The organism is Streptomyces pinistramenti, assembly GCF_020564935.1.
In the GTDB taxonomy this organism is placed as follows: Bacteria; Actinomycetota; Actinomycetes; order Streptomycetales; family Streptomycetaceae; genus Streptomyces; species Streptomyces pinistramenti.
The window spans coordinates 13,768-33,623 of record NZ_JAJCXB010000003.1 but is presented as its reverse complement, the minus strand read 5'-3'; the positions used below and the strand labels follow the sequence as shown (position 1 = coordinate 33,623).

General features: G+C 72.5%; 13 protein-coding genes and 2 pseudogenes. 3 read left to right on the top strand and 12 right to left on the bottom strand.

Annotated elements, in window-relative coordinates:
• Positions 1–202: 202 nt before the first annotated feature.
• From LIU39_RS03145 to LIU39_RS03125, 5 genes are all read right to left on the bottom strand, one after another.
• Positions 203–1,180 (bottom strand): FadR/GntR family transcriptional regulator, encoded by a 978-nt coding sequence (locus LIU39_RS03145; RefSeq protein ID WP_308409338.1) that lies wholly within the window; start codon positions 1,178–1,180, stop codon positions 203–205.
• 122 nt (positions 1,181–1,302) lie between these two features.
• The gene (locus tag LIU39_RS03140; protein WP_227044291.1) at positions 1,303–3,288 is read right to left on the bottom strand and encodes an ATP-binding cassette domain-containing protein; all 1,986 of its coding nucleotides are present in this window, start codon (positions 3,286–3,288) and stop codon (positions 1,303–1,305) included.
• 157 nt (positions 3,289–3,445) lie between these two features.
• The gene (locus LIU39_RS03135; RefSeq protein ID WP_227044288.1) at positions 3,446–4,207 is read right to left on the bottom strand and encodes an NUDIX hydrolase; all 762 of its coding nucleotides are present in this window, start codon (positions 4,205–4,207) and stop codon (positions 3,446–3,448) included.
• 48 nt (positions 4,208–4,255) lie between these two features.
• Entirely contained in the window at positions 4,256–6,274 is a 2,019-nt protein-coding gene (locus LIU39_RS03130; RefSeq protein ID WP_372463804.1) for a glycogen debranching N-terminal domain-containing protein, read from the bottom strand.
• 212 nt (positions 6,275–6,486) lie between these two features.
• Positions 6,487–7,767, bottom strand: a complete 1,281-nt coding sequence (locus LIU39_RS03125; protein WP_227044740.1) for a DUF4192 domain-containing protein — start codon at positions 7,765–7,767, stop codon at positions 6,487–6,489.
• A gap of 643 nt (positions 7,768–8,410) precedes the next feature.
• Between LIU39_RS03125 and LIU39_RS03120 the strand changes: the two genes are divergently transcribed.
• Together LIU39_RS03120 and LIU39_RS03115 are read left to right on the top strand one after the other, a co-directional pair.
• The gene (locus tag LIU39_RS03120) at positions 8,411–10,576 is read left to right on the top strand and encodes a RecQ family ATP-dependent DNA helicase (RefSeq protein ID WP_227044286.1); all 2,166 of its coding nucleotides are present in this window, start codon (positions 8,411–8,413) and stop codon (positions 10,574–10,576) included.
• 263 nt (positions 10,577–10,839) lie between these two features.
• Positions 10,840–11,442: pseudogene (locus tag LIU39_RS03115) on the top strand (hypothetical protein); the annotation flags it as partial.
• A 325-nt stretch (positions 11,443–11,767) separates the two neighbouring features.
• Here LIU39_RS03115 and LIU39_RS03110 read toward each other — a convergent pair.
• The 5 genes from LIU39_RS03110 to abc-f all read right to left on the bottom strand — a co-directional run bounded on the left by LIU39_RS03110 (position 11,768) and on the right by abc-f (position 16,815).
• Complete coding sequence (locus LIU39_RS03110) at positions 11,768–12,415, bottom strand: hypothetical protein (RefSeq protein ID WP_227044281.1); 648 nt, start codon at positions 12,413–12,415, stop codon at positions 11,768–11,770.
• 66 nt (positions 12,416–12,481) lie between these two features.
• The gene (gene rnhB / locus LIU39_RS03105) at positions 12,482–13,183 is read right to left on the bottom strand and encodes a ribonuclease HII (protein WP_227044279.1); all 702 of its coding nucleotides are present in this window, start codon (positions 13,181–13,183) and stop codon (positions 12,482–12,484) included.
• Between the two features lie 320 nt (positions 13,184–13,503).
• The gene (locus LIU39_RS03100) at positions 13,504–14,412 is read right to left on the bottom strand and encodes an ADP-ribosylglycohydrolase family protein (RefSeq protein WP_227044276.1); all 909 of its coding nucleotides are present in this window, start codon (positions 14,410–14,412) and stop codon (positions 13,504–13,506) included.
• A 10-nt stretch (positions 14,413–14,422) separates the two neighbouring features.
• Positions 14,423–15,082, bottom strand: coding sequence for a histidine phosphatase family protein (locus tag LIU39_RS03095; protein WP_227044275.1), 660 nt, complete (start codon positions 15,080–15,082; stop codon positions 14,423–14,425).
• Positions 15,083–15,195: 113 nt separating this feature from the next.
• Positions 15,196–16,815, bottom strand: coding sequence for a ribosomal protection-like ABC-F family protein (abc-f, locus tag LIU39_RS03090; protein ID WP_227044271.1), 1,620 nt, complete (start codon positions 16,813–16,815; stop codon positions 15,196–15,198).
• A gap of 143 nt (positions 16,816–16,958) precedes the next feature.
• On the opposite strand from abc-f, the gene LIU39_RS03085 reads away from it, so the two are divergent.
• Complete coding sequence (locus LIU39_RS03085) at positions 16,959–17,603, top strand: TetR/AcrR family transcriptional regulator (protein ID WP_227044267.1); 645 nt, start codon at positions 16,959–16,961, stop codon at positions 17,601–17,603.
• 62 nt (positions 17,604–17,665) lie between these two features.
• On the opposite strand, the gene LIU39_RS03080 is transcribed toward LIU39_RS03085, so the two are convergent.
• Positions 17,666–18,271 carry a YdbC family protein gene (locus LIU39_RS03080; RefSeq protein WP_227044266.1) on the bottom strand — a complete coding sequence of 202 codons (606 nt, stop codon included), beginning with the start codon at positions 18,269–18,271 and terminating at the stop codon, positions 17,666–17,668.
• Between the two features lie 68 nt (positions 18,272–18,339).
• A pseudogene (locus LIU39_RS03075) lies at positions 18,340–19,732 on the bottom strand (amidase family protein).
• Positions 19,733–19,856 lie beyond the last annotated feature (124 nt).

Below are 19,856 nucleotides of genomic sequence, written 5' to 3'. Positions count from 1 at the left end.
GCGTGGCCCGAGTCACACCCCATAACGACACATTCCCAGTCATATGACATGCAACCCTGCCCAAGCGACATCGCCGGATCCGGATCCCGCCCGGATCCGGCGAATGTGCGGGACGCGCGCATACGTCGCGCCCCGAGCCGTCGGGGCGCGCTACACCCGGCCGACGAGGTGCCTACGGTCCGTACGCCCGTGGGTACGGCCCTCAGTGCTCGCGGGGCGCGGGCACGACGTGATCCACGGGCGCACCGGGGACCTGCCCGGCGCCGTCACCGTGAGCGGCGAGCAGCTGGCGCATGGCGCCCTCGGCCGCCGTGGCGTCCCCGCTGCCGATCGCGTCGACGATCCGCATGTGCTGCCCCACGGACGTCTCCACGGGCCGCTCACAGCCTCCCGACGGGCCGCCGGAGACGTGCAGGGCGGAGGAGACGATGCCCGAGAGGTGCTCAAGCATCCGGTTGCCCGCGAGCTGCAGCAGCAAGCCGTGGAACTCGGAGTCGGCGCGGGCGAAGGTCATGGTGTCGCCCTGGGCTGCGGAGTGGCCCATGATCTCGACCATGTCGGTGAGCCGCTGCTGGATGTCCTCGCGGCCGTGTCCTGCGGCGAGACGGGCGGCGAGCGGCTCGATCGTCCAGCGCAGCTCGCAGAGCTCGCGCCGCTGGTCGTCGCGCTGCGGACCATAGGCCCGCCACTCGATGATGTCGGGGTCGAGGAGATTCCAGTCGCTGACCGGGCGTACCCGGGTGCCCACATTCGGGCGGGCGCTGACGAGGCCCTTTGCCTCGAGAACGCGCAGCGATTCACGGACGACGGTGCGGGAGACCTCGAAACGCTGGCCGATCTCCTCGGGAACGAGCGGGCGGTCGGCACCGAGATCGCCGGAGACGATCATCTGACCGAGCTGCTGGACGAGTTGGCCGTGCAGTCCGCGGCCGCGGCTGCCCGCCGCGCGGCGGCCCGCACGGGCCATGTCTGCTTCGGCGCCGTCCCATACCGGCGTGACGCGCTCGGCGCGGTCCACGCCGGCGTTGGCGGCGCCATAGGGGTAGCGGTCAAGCTCGCCCGGGCCTGCGTGGCCGGAGTCGGCGGGGCGAGCCGCGGTCATCATGGTGTGCGCAAGGGTACTCACGCATCCTTTGTCGGCGGCACCCTCAACACCCTTGAGGTCTTTGGTGAAAAGCACACGAAAGGGTGATCGCCTGCGACCTCACAATTGACGCTTTATCGGAAAGAAATGCGCTTTCTGCGGCGAGTTGCGGACAGTACGCACAAGAAGTGGACCGCGAATCGACCGTGCGCAGGTGGTCAGTGAGCCCGGTGCCGCAGCACGGTAAGGGCGTAGGCGCAGACCAGGGCCGCCAGCGACAACGTCAGTGCGCCACCTACGGGTTGAGTGGCCAGGCGCAGCACTACGGATACGCCTTGGTCGATTCCGGAAGGCCACTGAACCAGAGCCGACGACCGCAGCCGTCCGGGCAGACCGGCCAGGGAGCGGGCAGCCGGCTCGGCCAACACATGCTGCACCAGAGGCATGACGGCCACAGGAACGGCGAGCACCGCCGCCAACCCCATTGCCGTGGAACGGAATACACCGGCGGCGAGCACTCCCGCCCATGCGCACCCCACCAGGAGGCCCGCCCAACCAAGGCTGAATACGGGCCAGTCAGAGAGAGTGTTGGCCGCATTCGGCCCGAACAGAGTGCGCGAGGCCACCTCATCCGCGGCGAGCACAGCAGCGCCGAGCGCCAGCGCGGCGGCCCCGCTGACCAGGAGCTTGGCGACGAGCAGTCCGAGACGGCGTGGCACCGCACCGCGTTCGTGCGCCAGCGCCGGGTAGCGGAACTCCTGGCCGAAGGCGAGCGATCCGAGAAGTCCCGCTCCGAGTGCCGCTGGAGGAAACGGGAGTTGACGTGGCCAGCCAGTCATCACCCGGGACGTCGGGGCAGCCCCGTGACGGGCCAGCAGCAAGGCCAACACCAGCGACACAAGCAGCGTGACGACGGCGACGAGCAGGCCGGAGCCATCGCTCAAGGTGCGGCGCAGTTCGTAGCGCAGTGGCCATGCCGGCCCCGGCGCCGGCAACCGCGGAATCGCGAGTCGCTCCGCGAGCGGGGAGCTTGCTGGCGGAGCTTGGCGTGGCACTGATGTCGACGGCTCGATCACCGGGAGGGTGAGGGTGTCGGACAGTGCGTTGCGATCGACGACTGCCGCAGTGTTGCCGGGAGTATGTGACGTAGCGTGCAGGGCGATGTCACCGACAACTGATGTCGTCATATCGATATGTGTGTCGACGTGCGTGCCGGCCTCTCCCGAGGAGGTGACTGCGACCGCCTCGGAGGCTTCGGTCACTGCAGGTGCGGGGCGGCCGTCGGCCCGGTGGAGAGGCGAGGCGAGGGTGGTGTCACCCGCCTCGTCCGTCAGTTGATGCACGAGGATGCGGTGCCGGAACGCCGTTTCACCGACGGCGGCGCAGCTGCTGCCGTAGACGGCGATGCGACTGCCGCTTTCACGGACGACTTCGACGGAACGGCCGATGGCAGGGTCGGATGCGCGTTGCGCTCGTTGCGACTCGTCGATCAGCACGTCCGCCAGGCGGTCGGCGTGCGGGGAGCGGACCGCGACACGGGGGCGCATGCGGGTGCGGGCGAAGGCGACGGCCTCCTGGTCGGCGGCGAGCCTGCCGTCGTGGAGTGTGACCACGTGGTCGGCGATGCGGGCGGCTTCCCTGGAGTTGCGGGAGGTGATGAGTACGGCGCCGCCCTGTGCGGCATAGCCGCGCAGCAAGCCGTGCAGCCATGCGGTTTCCCGGGGAGCAAGCCCTTCGGTGGGCTCGTCGAGGACCAGGGTGTGCGGGTCGCCGAGGAGGGCGGCGGCCATGCCGAGTCGGCGGTCCATGCCGCGGGAGAGGTCACCGATCTGTTTGTCGGCGAGACCGCTGAGGCCGACGAGGTCGAGTACGTCGTCGGCGCGGTCGGCGGGGACGCCGGCCGCTGCGGTGAGCATGCGCAGGTGTCCGCGCGCGGTGCGGGAGGGACGCCCGGGTACGTCGCCGAGGAGCACACCGATTTCGCGGGCGGGGTTCGGGACGCGGTGCAGCGGGCGTCCGCGGAAGAGGGCGACGCCGCGGCCGGTTTCGAGCTGAAGCATCAGGCGCAGCGCGGTGGTCTTGCCTGCTGCGGCAGGGCCGTGCAGGACGGTGACGTTTCCCGGTCGCGCCTCGAAGGTGAGGTCGTCGACGGCGGGCGGCAGGCCGCCGCGAGGCGCGCTGGTCAGTCCGATGGCCTGGATCATCGCGTCCCTCGCGGGGCGTGAGACCGGTCGGAGGCAGCGGGGGGTACGAGAGGACTCACCCCGTCAAGATAGACCTACATGTCTTATTTACCCGTAATTGCCGAGTCCTGACATGGCGTCGTGTCCGACGTCAATCCTGTCGCCCCGCGCTGTGCTGTCACGCCTCCGGGCGGAGCATGGGCGGGTTGAGCAGGGTGGCCCCACCCGCGCTGAACAGCTGGGCGGGGCGGCCGCCCTGACGGGTCGTCGTACCGCCGGTGGGCACCAGGAAGCCGGGAGTTCCGGTCACCTTGCGGTGGAAGTTGCGGGGGTCCAAGGCCACGCCCCACACGGCTTCGTAGACCCTGCGCAGTTCGCCGACCGTGAATTCCTGGGGGCAGAACGCCGTGGCGAGCGAGGAGTACTCGATCTTCGAGCGGGCACGCTCCACGCCGTCTTCGAGGATCTGCGCGTGGTCGAAGGCGAGCGGAGCGGGCAGGTCGCCGTCGCGGCCGGGGTCAGGTGCCTGTTCCAGGAGGCTGTCGACCGGTGCCCAGCGCGCGCTGTGGGCGTCGCCGCCGGCTCGCGGTGCGGGCAGGTCGGGGGCGAGGACGAGATGGGCGACGCTGACGACCCGCATCCGCGGGTCACGGTGGGGATCGCCGTACGTGGCGAGCTGTTCGAGGTGTGCGCCGTAGGCGGTCGGTCCCGCCGGGGCATGGGCGTGCAGGCCGGTCTCCTCGGCCAGTTCCCGGGCGGCCGCGCCTTCGAGGTCTTCGTCGCCGCGGACGAACCCACCGGGTAGCGCCCATCGACCCTGGAACGGCGGCTCACCGCGGCGTACGGCCAGCGCGCACAGGGCGTGCCGACGCACGGTGAGCACGACCAGGTCGACGGTGACGGCGAAGGGCGGGAAGGCCGACGGGTCGTAGGGAGGCATGGCGTGATCATAGTCGTCCGCCTGACGATAAACAGGCCCCACAGCGCCTCAGGACCCCAGCTGCAAGCCATCGGCCGCCTCCTCCACCATGGCCATGCCGAGCCGGCTGATCCGCACGGCGAACGGCTGCTCGGCGATGCTCAGGCCGGTGAACTGGAGCGCGCCCAGCGGAGCGTTGCTCACCGGGCGTACCGCGATCGTCCCCCCGGGGACGTCGGGGCGCAGACCGGCAAGCGCGACCAGGAGATGCACGGCTCCGGCTGCCGCCACCGAGGCGGGGCGGCAGGCCGCCGGATGCGGTACGGGAACGCTGCCCGCGGTGCGCTGCTCCCCTGCGTACATCTCGGGGAGGCGGTGGTCGAAGCTCTCCGCCGCGTCAAGCACGCCCTTGACCAGTGCAGATGCCGCCTTCTCGTGACCGGCTGCGGCGAGTCCTGCGACGGCGACGGCGGTTTCGTGGATCCGGACTGCGCCGCTCCGGTGGCCGAACGGGTTGTAGCCGCTCTCCTTGGCGCTCAGGCCGCGCAGCCCCCAGCCGGAGTCCAGGGCCGGGCTCCCGAGCAGGGCCGCCAGTTGTGCTGTGCGGGTGGCGTCGAGGAGTCCCGGCGCGTGGGTGCCGTCCCCCAGGAGGCCGGTGTCGAGGAGATGGGCGGTCGCGGAGCCGAGGTGCGGGAGGGGGCGGCCGTCCGCGCTGCGCAGGGCCGCGGGGCGGCCGCCGGACCGGTCCTCCAGCCAGAAGTCCTTGCGGAACCGGGTGCGGAGCTGGGCGGCCCAGTCCCGCAGTGCCGCCGCGTCGGAGTATCCGTAGGCATCGAGGAGGTCGGCTCCCAGGAGGGCCGCTCGGTGGGCGTGTGCCTGGGTCTCGCAGCGGTGCGGGCCGCCGGGGGCCGGGTCGGGGACGTAGCCCACGTGGTGTGCGGTGTCGGCGGATGTGCCGGTGCTGCGCAGCCATCGCAGGCAGCGTTCCGCTGCGGGCAGCAGGCGTTCGGTTTCGTGGTCGGGCAGGCCCCAGCGCCGGGCTTCGGCCAGGACGACGGGGAAGAGCAGAGTGGCCTCGACGCCCGTGCAGCTCGGTGGGGCGTGCGGGCCCGCGTCGCGTAGCGGGCCGGGAATTCGGCCGAAATCCGCCCCTGGGACGGCCAGTTGTGTACGGGCGAGGGCACGCAGAGTGCCTGCGGCGAGCCGTGTGCCGAGGGGAAGCAGCATACGGGCCGCCCACAGGGCGTCAGCCGGGGCGAGGCCCGGTCGCCAGGGGATTCCGCCGGCGATGTAGAGGTCCATGGGGGTTTGGGGATCACGTGTCAGGAGGCCGTTGAGGTCGCCGAGGGCCGCCGCCAGGAGGGCGTCCGCGCGTGGGTCGTCGCACTCCAGCCGTGTGGGTGTCCATGGGCACGGCGGGCGGGCTGCCCGGGGGCGGGGCGGGGAACCCGGCCGACTGGCGTCGTCCGGCCCGAGGGGGGCGCCTACGGCGGGCCGGCCCGGTGCTGTGCGGTGGCCTTCCTCGCGGCCCGGGGCAGGGAGTTCGAGGGAGATCAGGAGGTCCAGGGTGCGATGGCCACCGGGCGGCAGTTCCAGTTCCCAGCGCAGTAGTCCGGCGGAGGCCAGTGCGTCATCGGGGGCGGGTGTCGCGGTCACCACGGCATGGGCGCCGGGTCCGGACCAGCGCAGGCCCGAGCCGTGCACGGCGGCGCGCAGCTCGGGGCCCGGAAGTCCGATGGCGACGGCTCCCAGCTCGGTGAGATCGGCGCCCAGCCGGATCTCGACCGGGATCCGGAGGGCGCGCGCGGCGCTGCTTCGGAAGGCGATCCGTTCGGTGCCGTCGGCCCGGCGCAGGCGTTCCATGTGGATCTCGGGGTCCGGGCCGCGCTCCCCCGCCCTGCGCACCGTCCCCACGAACCGGGCGCGGTCCGCAGCCGTCAACCTGCCCTGCACGATGAGGGGTTCCACTCCGGCCACGCGCACTTCGCAGCGGGACAGGATGCGGCGGCCCTCGCGGTAGTAGCCGTCCAGGCCCTCGCCCCGCAGCTGTCCGTCGGCGGGCGAGATCGCGAGGGCGGGCAGGGCCACGCAGATCAGCGAGGAGTGGACGGGCTGAGGCTGCGGGGTGCGGAGCGGCGCGGCACGCTGTGCCCGTGGTGGCCGGTGGGCGGACGGGGTGGGGACTATGCCTGGCACGTGCTGGGCTCCTTCGTGGGTCCGTGGCTCCTTGCGGCTCACGCCACCCACCTGAACGGCGCGGCCGGCGCACAGGTCACGCCGGCCGCGCAGTGCGGGGACGGTCACCGCCGGCTCCGGTCACCGTTTCGTCCGGCGCGTCCCCTGGCCCGGGTGCCTGCTGGGCGGCCGGCGGGCCGGGTCGTGCCGCGCGGGCCCGAAGGCCGGCCGGCTGCCGAGCGGTGGTCGGCAGCCGCCGGGCGGCCCGGCTGTGGCTGCTCACTGTCAGGACTCTTTCCCGGGACGGGTCCGGGCTCTTCGGCAGCGGCGCGGTCCTCGCGTTCCCCCCGCAGGCAGCGGCGCAGCGGCTCCGGTTCGAGGCCGTCGTTGATGCCTTCGTGCAGCAGCCGGGCAAAGACGTAGTCGGGGTCGAGGCTCAGGGCGCGGCTGAGGGCCACCCGGGCGGAGGGTTCGTCCTCGGTGGCCCAGGCGACCCATCCGGCGAGGGTGAGCGGCGCTACGGAGTGCTCGATGTAGCCGCCGGCGCAGCGGCGGGCGAGGGCGCGCCACAGCCGTAGGGCGGGTGCGGCGGCCTGGCCCTCCATCCATTCCGCGGCCCGGTCGCGGGCGACGCGGTCCTGGAGCCCGAGGATCAGCTGGGCGGCCTCGGCGTCGGTGATCAGCGCGTCATCGCAGGCGTCGCGCGCCTTGTTGCTGCCCGCGGGCGTGTCCTGGCGGAAGCGGTGGATCATCGCGGCGGCGCGGTCGAGGGTGTCCTGCCGGACGATGGCTGATCCGTCCTCCTGGAGCATGCGCGGCAGGAGGGCGGCGGCTGCGGTGTCCAGCGCCTTGACCTGGTCGGCGGCCCGCGGGCCGGTGCGCGGGGTCAGCCTCGCTTCCATCTCCTTGAGCGAGCCGCGTACCTGCATCCCCGCGTAGGCGGCGGCCGCTGCCATCACGGACGTGCCCGGCATGACCATGGGCGTTCCTTCGGCGGGACAACAGCGGAAGTCCGGGCAGCAGTAGGACCAGTAGCGGCTGTTGGAGAGGCACAGTGCCTCCAGGACCGGCACGTCCAGGGCGCCGCAGGCCGTGCGGAGCCGCTGGGCGAGGGGGCGGAGGCGCTGCTTCACGTCCTGGCCGCTCTCGCCCTGCGCGGGTTCCTGGCAGACGTAGACGAGCATGCCGGCGGGCCGCTCGCCACGCTGTTCGGCGGCCGAGACGAGGCATTCGGCAAGTTGGTCGGCGATGTAGGGCCACTGGGTCGTGTCCTTCGGGATGCCGAGCCTGACCCTGCCGCCGAAGCGACCGCGCTCGCCGTGCAGGGCGACGAGGACGATGCTGTCGTCGGGATAGAAACCCATGAGGTAGGGCAGCGCGTCGGCGAGTTCGGCCGGGCCGCGCAGAGTGACCTGGGGTACTTCACCCGTGCTGCGATGGGTGCCGTCCGGGTCGGTTGGGGTGCTGTCGGCAGGCTTCGAGGGTGCGGGACGACCGGCACCGTCGGCGCGGGTGGCCGGGATGGAGGGGCTCGGCGGAATGAAGGACGTCGGGGAGAAGGTGGGATCGGCGGAGCGGCGGGGGCGGTTTCCCGGGGCCTGGTCGGCGTCGGGCTCGCCAGGGGAAGCCGGGCTGTCAGGGGCGCTCGTCTGCTGCGGCTCGTCGGTGCGGGTGCGGCGGGAAGTCGGGGTGCTCGGTGGGTTCGCCGGGTCCGGGGTGGCGGTGTGCAGCGCAGCCGGGGCGGCGGACGAGGGTCGCGAGGCGGAGGTGGACGGCGACGGGTCAGCGGGAGACGGCGGGGGCAGGGGGTTCGCCGGCTGCGCTCGGCTTGTGTGCCGCTTCGGCCTCGCCGGGTTCGTGGGCTTCACCGGTCCCTTGCGGTCTGCGGGATTCGGGCGGTCGGACGGTTCGCTGTGCTGATTCATGGCTCGAAGATCCCGCGCTCGGCGCTCCGCCGCGACCCCTGTGGATAACTTGCGGGTGACGTGGTTATCCACAGGTTCGGGCCGGGGTTCGCGCGTTGTCAGTGGCATCGGGTTGCATGGGGGCATGAGCAACGAAGATCTGCGTGCGTCGGCCGATGCCGTTCTGACCCGCCTCGTCGGCGATCCCAGCGGCGCGGCACGGCTGCGTGAGGATCAGTGGCGGGCGATCGAGGCGCTGGTGGCCGACCATCGCCGTGCCCTGGTCGTGCAGCGGACGGGATGGGGAAAATCCGCGGTCTATTTCGTGGCGACGGCGCTGCTGCGTGAGCGCGGCGCCGGGCCGACGGTGATCGTCTCTCCCCTGCTCGCGCTGATGCGCAACCAGGTTGAGGCGGCCGCGCGAGCCGGCATCCGCGCGCGCACGATCAACTCCTCCAACACCGAGGAGTGGGACACCGTTCAGGCCGAGGTGGCCGCGGGTGAGGTGGACGTCCTGCTGGTGAGCCCCGAGCGGCTCAACAACCCCGATTTCCGGGATCAGGTGCTGCCCAAGCTGGCGGCCGCCACCGGGCTTCTCGTGGTCGACGAGGCGCACTGCATCTCCGACTGGGGGCACGACTTCCGGCCGGATTACCGCAGGCTGCGCACGATGCTCGCCGATCTGCCGCCGGGCGTGCCGGTGCTCGCGACGACGGCGACGGCCAATGCCCGGGTGACGGCCGATGTCGCCGAGCAGTTGGGGACGGGCGAAGGGGCGGCGCAAGCCCTGGTGCTACGTGGCCCGCTGGACCGGGAGAGCCTGAGTCTGGGGGTGCTGACGCTGCCGGACGCCGCGCACCGGCTGGCCTGGCTGGCGGACCATCTGCACGAGCTGCCGGGCTCCGGGATCATCTACACGCTCACGGTGGCCGCGGCCGAGGAGGTCACGGCGTTCCTGCGGCACCGCGGCCACACCGTGTCCTCGTACACCGGTAAGACGGAGAACGCCGACCGGCAGCAGGCGGAGGACGATCTGCTGGCCAACCGTGTGAAGGCGCTGGTGGCGACGTCCGCGCTCGGCATGGGTTTCGACAAGCCCGACCTGGGTTTTGTGGTGCACCTGGGCTCGCCGTCCTCGCCGATCGCCTACTACCAGCAGGTGGGGCGCGCCGGCCGTGGGGTGGAGCACGCCGAGGTGCTGCTGCTGCCGGGCCGGGAGGACGAAGCGATCTGGAGGTACTTCGCGTCGCTGGCCTTCCCGCCCGAGGAGCAGGTGCGTCGGACCCTGGACGTCCTGGGGGCGGCCGGCCGGCCGGTGTCGCTGCCGGCTCTGGAGCCGCAGGTGGAGCTGCGTCGTTCGCGGCTGGAGACGATGCTCAAGGTGCTCGATGTGGACGGGGCGGTGCACCGGGTGAAGGGGGGCTGGACGGCCACCGGGCGCCCTTGGTCGTACGACGCCGAGCGGTACGCCTGGGTGGCGCGGCAGCGCGAGACCGAGCAGCAGGCGATGCGGGACTACGCGGTCACGACGGGCTGCCGGATGGAGTTCCTGCGGCGGCAGCTGGACGACGAGGCGGCGGTGCCGTGCGGGCGGTGCGACAGCTGTGCCGGATCGCGGTTCACCACGGAGGTGTCCGCAGCGTCCCTCGATGCGGCGCGCGGTGAGCTGGGGCGGCCTGGTGTGGAGGTGGAGCCGCGGCGTATGTGGCCGACGGGGCTGCCTGCCATCGGCGTCGACCTGAAGGGGCGGATTCCCGCGGGTGAGCTGGCCGCGACCGGCCGTGCGCTGGGCCGGCTTTCGGACATCGGCTGGGGCAATCGGCTGCGGCCGATGCTCGCGCCGCAGACGGCCGACGGCCCGGTGCCTGACGATGTGGCGTCCGCGGTGGTCACCGTCCTCGCCGACTGGGCGAAGGGCCCGGGTGGCTGGGCTTCGGGCGGGGTGGATGCGCCGGACCGCCCGGTGGGGGTGGTCGCTCTCGGATCGCGCTCCAGGCCGGAGTTGGTCCAGTCACTCGCCGGGAGGATCTCCGCCGTCGGCAGGATGCCGTTCCTGGGGACGGTGGTGTCGGTGGATGACGGAGCGGACACCAGGATTCCGCGGAGCAACAGCGCCCAGCGGCTGCGGGCCCTGCACGGGTCGCTGACCGTGCCGCCGGAGTTGGCCAGGGCGCTGGAGTCGGCGGGCGCCCCGGTGCTGCTGGTGGACGACTACGCCGATACCGGTTGGACGCTGGCGGTGGCCGCTCGACTGCTGCGCAAGGCCGGCGCGGGCGGGGTGTTTCCGCTGGTCCTCGCCGTCCAGGGCTAGTCCGGGTGACGGTTGCCGAGCCGAGGTGAGGGGATGGAACCGGCATCACGAGACGTCGCAGCGGGCAGGATGGGGGCAGCGCAAGGGCGATCCAGGGGCCGGAGGACGGCGGGAGCATTGCCGCATGCGTGTGCGACCGGGAGAATGGGCGTCACTTCCCTGTACCGGCCCGGCCCGGCCGTTCATGGTCCGGCTCTGCCGTCTCGTGCCCTGTCGTGTCCGGTTGCCGGGCTGGGTGCGGATGTATGGACGAAGGGAGGACCGTGGCCTTCGGCTTTACCCCGCACACGCCTGCCTCCCCGTCTGCATCCGCCGATTCCGCCGCCCGGCTGGGTCGAATACTGGAGCCCGCCGAGTGGGCGTCGGCAGGCATTCCGCTGCTCCGCAATCCGCGTGAGATCGTCTCCGGTCTGTACGAACGCCATCACCCGGTCCCTTCGACGGCCGTCGTCGCGGTGCTGAATCCGCAGCAGCGGGTGATCGCGAGCGCTTCCTTCAGCGAGCCCGCGGAGGAGGCGGACGGCTGGAAGCTGCGCAATGTCCTGCTGCCGCACCTCCGGCGGGTGGTCCCGCACGATCTGCGGCTGCGGGTTCCGGTCCGTACGGCGGTGCTTCTGTACTGCCGGGAGGGCGAGCCACGCTGGACGGAGACGGACGGGGCCTGGATGTGGGGGCTGCGCGACGCGTGCACGCTGCACGGGTTGCGGTGCGGGGCGTACATCACGCTGACCCGTGACCGCTGGCAGGTCCTGGGCGAGAAACGGGGCGGGCGCCGGCCCCGGGAGCACCGGGGCGAACTGCCAAAGCCTCGTGGCCCGTTGGCCGGTTCTGCGGCGGATGGGCGCGGGTCGCCCGCGTCGGCGCGGGCCGTGCCGCAGGGCCCCGGTGGCGGGCAGCCCGGCGTCCCGGAGCGAGCCGGGGCCGCGGGCCCATGCCGTCCGCCGGAGACACCGCGTCCGGCGGCGCGTGCGCAAATGCCGGAGCGGTCACGGCACGGGAGCGGCACGGCTCCGCGGGCCGGTGGCGGCGCGGCGAAGGCCGAGCGGCACGCGGCGGCCCGCTGACGGCAGGCGATGTTCCGGAGGGGCCGGAAGCGGAGTTCCGGGCGCCGCGTGACTGCCACGGGGTGTCCGGGCGCGCGAGCGAGCCCGACCGGCCAAGGGCCGGCGGGCTGCTTCGAGCAGTGGTCCGTCAGGCGTGCGCGCCGAGCACGGTGTTGATCTGCTGCGGGTCTCCGCAGACGATCAGCAGTGCTCCGGCACGGGCCAGCGCGGCGGGCAGGGCCCGTGCAGTGGCCTCGTCGGTGCCGCCGTTCACCGCGACGACCACGACGGGCCGTCCGGTGGGACGCTCGGCAGCGGCGTCCGCGTAGAACACATCGTCCGCGGCGTCGTGTTGTGCCCAGTAGGACGCTTCGCCGAAGGACAGTTCGTGCGCGGCCCACGGGTGGGTTTCGCCGGTGGTGAGCACCAGGATGTCGCCCGGCGCCCGACCGGAGTCCAGCAGGAGATCGACGGCTTCGTCGGCGGCGTCGACGGCACCGTCGGCCGGGGCCGGGATCAGCTGAAGCTGCGCCCCGGTTGCCGTACCGGCATCGGCGGCAGCGGGCGTCGGGGGGCCGGTGCGCTGCGCCGGCGGGGCGGCGGGCCCACGCGGCGGGGCAGACGGTCCGGGTTTGCCCGGACGGACGCCGGCCGCGGGAGCGCCACGCGGAGGGGCGGGGCGGGGGCCGGGGCCAGGAACAGGACGGGGGGTCGGCGCGGTGCGGCCGGCGGCCGGAGTTGCGCGGGGACCCGGGACACTCTCGTGAATCTGAGGCTCCTCGGGGATGAGAGGCATAAAGGGATGTCTATCAAACGTGGGTGCGGGACATGACAGCGGGTACCGCGTTGATGCCCGCACCGCTCAGAAGTCGAAGCCGAGTTGGCCACCGGCCTTCAGAGCGGCTGCTTCGGGGGTGACGCGCACCTTCTTCAGATGCCGCCACCGGGGCAGCGCATCCATGTAGGACCACGACACCCGGTGGTGCGGCGTAGGACCGTGCTCCTCCAGGGCGATGCGATGGGTCGGGGAGGGATAGCCGGCGTTGGCCGCGAAGTCGAATTCCGCGTGGTCCGTGCCCAGTTCGGCCATCATCGCGTCGCGACGCACCTTGGCGATCACGGATGCGGCGGAGACCGCGATGCAGGACTGGTCGCCCTTGATGACCGTGCGGACCTGCCATGGCTCGCCCAGGTAGTTGTGCTTGCCGTCGAGGATGATCGCGTCCGGGCGGACCGGCAGCGCCTCCAGGGCACGGATGGCCGCGAGCCGGAGCGCCGCGGTCATGCCCAGGGAGTCGATCTCCTCGGGTGAGGAGTGTCCCAGTGCGTAGGCCGTGACCCAGGTGCCGAGAACATCGGCGAGTTCGGTCCGGCGCTTGGGGGTCAGCAGCTTGGAATCGGTGAGTCCGGCGGGCGGACGGCGCAGGCCCGTGACGGCTGCGCAGACGCTCACCGGGCCGGCCCAGGCTCCTCGCCCGACCTCGTCGACACCTGCGATGATCTTGGCGCCCGTCGTGGCGCGCAGTGATCGCTCGACGGTATGGGTGGGAGGCTCGTACGGCATGGCGCCAGCCAGCGTACGCCTATTCGGGGCGGGCGTCCGCATCGGATCCGGATCAACCGCGGATCGACCGGAATGCGGGCCCGGCGAAGGGGGGTCCGGGGGCACGGAGGGAAGATCACCAGGTCGGCGGCGTGCTCGTGGATGCGGCCGGTGTGCGGGGGCTCGCGGCCCGTGCGCGGCGTCCGGAGGGGCCGAATCCGGCCGGTGCGGCATCGGTGCCGCGCGGGGTCACGTGGGGCGTGAAGTCGGCGGCGGGCGGCGCCAGTTGGACGTGCCCCGGGAGCGTCCCCCCAGTGTGGGGCGGCCGCGCCGCGGCGGGTTCATCCCGCCGGGAGGGGCACCCAGGACGGGAGGGCTTCCGTGCCGTCGAGCCATTCCCGGGGCGGGTGGCCGCCGCGGCCGGACGCGACGATGCCGCCGACGATGGCGCAGGTGGTGTCCACGTCGCCACCTGCCTCGGCGGTGGCCCAGAACGCCTGCTCGTAGTTGCCGAGGTGGCGGGCTGCCGCCCACAGGGCGAAGGGGACGGTGTCGTGGGCGGTGGTGCGCCGTCCGCAGCCGAGGACGGCGGCGACGGTGCCCGAGTTCGCGTAGTCGAGCATGTCCCGGGCACGGCGCAGTCCGGCCTGGACGGCGCTGCGCGGGATCAGCGCCAGTACGCCGTCGATCAGCTGCTCGGGGCCGGGGGCGCCGGACGGGTCGGCCGCCAGGGCGGCGGCTGCGGCGACGGCCATCGCGCCGACCACGGCCTCGCGGTGCTGGTGGGTGGTGTAGGCGGAGATCTCCGCCTGGTGGGTGGCCTGCTCGGGGTCGTCGGCGTACCAGGCCCCCAGGGGGGCGATGCGCATGGCGGCGCCATTGCCCCAGGAGCCCTGGCCGTTGAAGAGGCCGGAGGCCAGTTCGCGCCAGTCGCCGCCCTCCCGGATCAGGTCGAGCATGCGGTTCACGGCCGGGCCGTAGCCGCGGTCGGCGTCGTGGTGGTCGGCGAACGATCTGGCCAGTGCGTCCTGGTCGATGCGGCCGTGGGCGGCGAGGACGGCCAGCACGGAGCAGGTCATCTCGGTGTCGTCGGTCCACCGCCAGGGGGCGGGTGGCAGCGCGCGGCGCTTGAGGGCGGGGTAATGGGCGGGGACGAAGAACTGGGATCCGAGTGCATCGCCCACGGTCAGTCCGCGCAGGCTCGCCAGGGCCCGCTCGGAGCGGTCTGCGTCATGGTGGTCGGCAGTCATCGGTGGCACTCTAACCGCTGAGGCCGTAAGGCTCCGGTTCACACCAGCGCTCGAACGGCCGGTCCAGTGCGTAGCGTCCGTCGGGCCGCAGGAGCAGGGTGCGCCGTTCGGCGTTGCCCGGGTTGGAGAGCGACTCGAAGTCGGCCACCGTCCAGTGGAACCAGCGCATACAGAACAGCCGCATGGTGAGACCGTGGGTGACGATCAGGACGTTCGGCGGATGGTCCGGGTCTTCGAAGCTTCGCCACAGGCTCTCCAGGAACGCCCCGACGCGGTCGTACACATCGGCACCGGACTCGCCCTGGGCGAACCGGTAGAAGAAGTGCCCGTACGCGTCCCGGTACGCCTTCTGCAGCCGTACGTCGTCCCGGTCCTGCCAGTTGCCCCAGTCCTGCTCGCGCAGCCGCGGCTCCTCGCGTACGCGGACCTTGCCGGGATCCAGGCCGAGGGACCGGAACGTCTGGTGGGTGCGGCGGTACGGCGAGACGTACGCGGAGATCCGTTCCCTGCCGAACAGCTCCCGCAGCGGGCCGCCGGCCTCGCGGGCCTGGCGCAGTCCGTTGTCCGTCAGGCTCAGCGCGTGGTCGGGTTCCCGCTCGTAGACGGTGTCGTCGACGTTCCCCGCCGACTCTCCGTGGCGAATGAGGACGATGCGTCGGGGCCGTGCCATGGCGCCACCTTAGAACGCCTGCCGTGTGCATGCCGCAGCCGCCCTCGGTACCGGGCCGGATCGGGCCTGGTCGGGCGGCGGCTCCCCCACGCGGACCGCTTGGATTCCGCCCCTCAGCCGTCGGCGCGGGCCGGGCGGCCGTCGCGTATTTCGTAGTGGATGCCGCCGAAGCGTCGGCTCAGCAGGCGGTCGTGGGAGACCACGACGAGGGCGCCGGGCCAGGCGCTCAGGGCCGCCTCCAGCTCCTCCACCAGGCCGAGGGCGAGGTAATTGGTGGGCTCGTCGAGCAGCAGCAGGTCGGCGGGGCGTGCCAGCAGGCGGGCGAGTGCGAGGCGGCGGCGCTGTCCCGCCGAGAGGGCGCCCACCGGCACCCGCAGGTCGGGCTCCCGGAAGAGGCCGAAGGACAGCAGCAGGGCCACCAGCTCTTCCGCCTCGCCCGCGAGTCCCCTGCGGAAGGCCGTCAGCAAGGTCTCCGCGGGGCGGGTGGCCGCGATTTCCTGGGCGAGGAAGCCGATTCTGCCGCGGCGTTGGACGGTGCCCAGGTCCGGCTCGGTGAGGCCGGCCATGACGCGGAGCAGGGTGGTCTTGCCTGCGCCGTTGGTGCCGTGGATCAACAGACGTTCTCCTGCGGCGACCGAGAGCGCGTCCACCGCCAGGCGGTCCCCGACGCGTACGCCGTCCAGGGTGACGAGGGCGCCCGAGGTGTCGCCGAGGCCCGGTGCCGCCCGGAAGCGGAGCGGCTCGGGCGGTCGGAGGACCGGCTCCTCGTGCAGTCTGCGCAGCCGTTCCCTGGCGTTGCGCACCCGGCTCGACACGGACGCCTGGACGCGGCCCCCGGCGCGGTCGTACGCCATTTTGTTGCCGTCCTTGATGGCCCGGCCCCGGGCGACGTTGTGGGCCGCGCCGCGGGAGAACTCGGTGAGCTGTGCGATCTGGTCGCACCACTGCGCGTATTCCTGCTCCCAGCGCTGCCGGACCGCCGCTTTCGTGGCGACGAACGTGCCGTAGCCGTCGCCGTAGCGCACGATCTGGCGCCGCTCGGCGTCCACCTCGATGATCGCGGTGGCGATCCGCTGGAGGAAGAGCCGGTCGTGGGAGACGGCCAGGACGGTGCCCCGGTGGGCGAGCAGCGCCTCTTCCAGCCAGTCGAGGGCGCCCGCGTCGAGGTGGTTGGTCGGTTCGTCGAGCAGCAGGACTTCGGGGGCGGCCGCGATCAGGCAGGCGAGCCCGAGCCGGGCCTGCTCGCCGCCGGAGAGGCTGCCGAGCGGCCGGTCGTGGGCCACCCGGTCCAGGCCGAGTCCGTGGAGCGCCTTGTCGACGCGGGCATCGGCTTCGTAGCCGCCGCGCAGCTCGAAGAGGGTGAGCAGGTCGCCGTACGCCGCCAGTTCCTCGACCGTGGCACCGCCCAACTGTCCTTCCATGGAACGCAGTCGGTGTTCCATCGCCCTGAGATCGGCGAGTGCGGTGTCGATCGCGTCCTGGACGGTGTGGTCGGCGGGTAGGTCGGGTGTCTGGCTCAGGTAGCCGACGCCGCCGTCGGCCCGGAGCACCACACGGCCTTCGTCGGGCTGTTCGGCACCCGCGATGATGCGCAGCAGCGTGGACTTGCCCGCGCCGTTCTCCCCGACGATGCCGATCGTTTCGCCGGGGCGTATCGACAGGGAGACGTCGTCGAGGAGCGGTCGGTCGGCGTAGGACTTGGTGACATCGTGCAGCGAGATCCGGGTGGGCAATCAGTGCTCCGTTCCGGTTGGTCGCGCGGGCTCGCCGGACCTGGGCCGCGTCGGCAGGCGGCACACTGGACCGGCAAACACAACTCATGTTGCGTTATGTTGATGATGACACGAAACCCGCACTAACACAACAGGAGTTGCAATTGAATGAGGAATCCGCACCCGGCACCCGGCGCCCCGGCGGACGTACCGCCCGCACCCGCGCAGCCGTCCGGGACGCCGTCCTGACCGGCCTTTCCGAGCACGGCTACCCCGGCCTGACCGTCGAGTACGTCGCCGAGCACTCCGGCGTGCACAAGACGACGCTCTACCGGCGGTGGGGCGACATCGAGGGGCTGGTGGCCGACGCCCTGGACCTCGCAGGCGAGGACAGCTGGCTGCCGCCGGACACGGGGACACTGGAGGGCGATCTGTGCGCGCTCGCCCAGGAGGTGGTGCAGTCCTTCGCGGACCGCGAGGTGGGCGCGTCCGGGTCCGCGATCATCGCGGCGGCGTTCCACTCGGAGCGTGCCGCGGGCGCGCTGCGCGCCTACTACGCCGAGCGGTTCGGCCGCTGCGAGATCATCGTGGAACGCGCCGCGGAACGCGGCGAACTGCCCTCCACCCCCGAGGCCGCCGTCGATGCGGGCGCACTGGTGCGGGCAGCGGCGGCGCCGGTCTTCTTCCGGCTCTTCATCACCCGCGAGCCGGTCGACACCACCCTGGCGGTGCAGTCCGCGGCAGCGACGGTGGCGGCGGCCCGCGCCGGCGCGTTCACCGTTGGAGCCCGGAAAACGCCGGCTCCGTAGGCCCGCACCCGCGGCAAATCCCGCCCCCTCCGCAGTCCTTCAGCCCCGTGCCGCAGCGCCGATCAGACCGTCCACGAGGGTTCAAGCTGTACGACGTCCCCGGCCAGGGCCTGGACGTCGGCCGCTATCTGCGCCCGCAGGGCAAGCCGTTCCACCCGTTCCTGGCGGTACTTTCCGCGTTCGGCGGCCGACTGCCACATCGACAACACCAGGAACTCCTCTCCCGGAGCCCGCCCCAGCATCCCGCGCACCATTCCCGGCGACCCGGCCATCGCCGGATTCCAGACCTTTTCCTGCATCAGCGTGAAGTGGTCCACGCGGTCCTCACGCACCTGGGAGTGCGCAAGACGCAGCACGTCCACGTCGCCGAAGACCGGCTCGAATCCCACCTTCACGTCGAATTCGTGCTCGAAGAGGCGCACTTGGCTGTCCTTGAAGGTTCCCACCTGCGCCGCGGCCAGCCGGTCGTGGGAACGCGCCATGAACGAGTCGTAGAACGCCCGGCTCTCCCAGAAGGCGACCAGGTGCGCGACACCCGGCCGGCCGCGGCTCCACCCCCCGCCCTGCCCTCGAAACCCGGGCTCACCCAGCAGCCCCGCCCATTTCCGCTGCCCCCGCTCGAACCCTCGACGGTCCACAACGGTGAGGCGAATCCACTTGACCAGCACCGCGCCATCGTACGGCCCCGTGGTGGCCGGAATCACTGCCTCTCATGCCGTGCACGCCCTGAACTTCCTTACGAGTGCGGGTCGATGGGGGTGAGGACGCCCAGCCGTCGCTCCACCTCCTGGGCGGCGTCCCGACACAGGTCCTCCCGGTAGGGCCGCCCGACGAGCTGGACACCGTAGGGGAGCCCGTCCGCCACCCCGGTGGGCACGGCCACCGCGGGGACGCCGACGAAGCTCGCCGCCGCGCACAGGCGCATCGCGCGCTGCACCCGCAACGCGCTGTCCGCGTCCCGCAGTTCGTCCCCCGGGACGAATGGCGGATCGGTGAACACCGGCCCCAGGAGCAGCGGACAGGCGTCCAGGAAAGCCGCCCAGTCCCGCCGGATGCCCAGCCGCACCCCCGTAAGCCGCAGGCACTCGGCCAGTTCCACCGGGCCGGACCGCTCCGCCCCCAGCTCGATGCAGCGCCGGCCACCCTCCCCCAGCAGCGGCTTGACCGCCGGCCAGCTGACGGGGAAGTCGGTGAGCGTCATCCGGGCGTAGACCTCCAGGGCGTCGTCCAGGCGCGGCACGTCCGGCACCTCGCACACCTCGTACCCGGCGTCCCGCAACGCGTCGGTGGCGGCCTCCACGGCCCCGCGCACCACCGGGTGCACGCCGTGGCCACCGGGGTCGGCCAGCACTGCCACCCGGAGCGGGCGGGGCAGCGGCTCTCCGTACGAGGGCACCGGTACGGCCCTCGGGTCGCGCGGATCGGCACCCGTCAGTGCCTCGTGGACCCGTCGCAGATCGCCGATGGAGCGCGCCAGGGGCCCGTCGACCACCAACTCCTGGGCGGCGAGCGAGGGATCGCCCGACCCGATGCGGTGATCGGCGGCGCACCGCCCGTAGGTCGGCTTCAATCCCGCGACGCCACAGAAGGACGCCGGGATCCGCACCGATTCCCCGGAGTCGTTGCCCAAGCCGATCGGCATCATCCCGCTCGCGACCGCCGCAGCGTCGCCGCCACTGGTGCCGCCCGGCGTGACCTCTCCGCTCCAGGGGTTGGCCGTGTCGCCGAACAGTTCACTACGGGTGTGGATACCGGCCAGGATGAGGGTCGGCATGTTGGTGTGCCCGAGGGGGATGGCACCGGCGGCGCGCAGCCGGGCCACCGGGGGGCGCATCGGGAGGGGCGGTGAAGTCGCGGAAGCGCGCGGCACCGAAGGTCGTCCGCACTCCCTCGATCCCGGTGGTCTCCTTGCCCCTGAACGGCACTCCCGCCAGCGGCCCCAGGGCAACGCCGGCGGCCCGGCGGCGGTCGGTCTCCGCCGCGTCCGCCCGTGCCCGTTCGGCGAGCAGCTGCGTCACGGCGTCGACGGCCGGGGTGACCTCGGCGATCCGCGCCAAGTGACCGTCCATCAACTCGGCCGCCGCCACCGTGCCGCCCCGTACGGATGCCGCCTCCTCGTGCGCCGGCATCCGCCACAGCATGTCCCGCACGACTCGCCCTCTCCCGGTGCCGTCATCCGGAAGCGCCGGCTCCCCCGCGCTCCGGGATGACGCATTCCCGCCCTCACAAGACGTTGTGATGCATGTGCATCGA

Bases quoted from the DNA above. Each gene is read 5' to 3' on its own strand.
- LIU39_RS03095 (WP_227044275.1), bottom strand. From the start codon at position 15,082: ATGGCACGGCCCCGACGCATCGTCCTCATTCGCCACGGAGAGTCGGCG.
- LIU39_RS03120 (WP_227044286.1), top strand. From the start codon at position 8,411: ATGAGCAACGAAGATCTGCGTGCGTCGGCCGATGCCGTTCTGACCCGC.
- LIU39_RS03135 (WP_227044288.1), bottom strand. From the start codon at position 4,207: ATGCCTCCCTACGACCCGTCGGCCTTCCCGCCCTTCGCCGTCACCGTC.
- LIU39_RS03110 (WP_227044281.1), bottom strand. From the start codon at position 12,415: ATGCCTCTCATCCCCGAGGAGCCTCAGATTCACGAGAGTGTCCCGGGT.
- rnhB (WP_227044279.1), bottom strand. From the start codon at position 13,183: ATGCCGTACGAGCCTCCCACCCATACCGTCGAGCGATCACTGCGCGCC.
- LIU39_RS03140 (WP_227044291.1), bottom strand. From the start codon at position 3,288: ATGATCCAGGCCATCGGACTGACCAGCGCGCCTCGCGGCGGCCTGCCG.
- LIU39_RS03100 (WP_227044276.1), bottom strand. From the start codon at position 14,412: ATGACTGCCGACCACCATGACGCAGACCGCTCCGAGCGGGCCCTGGCG.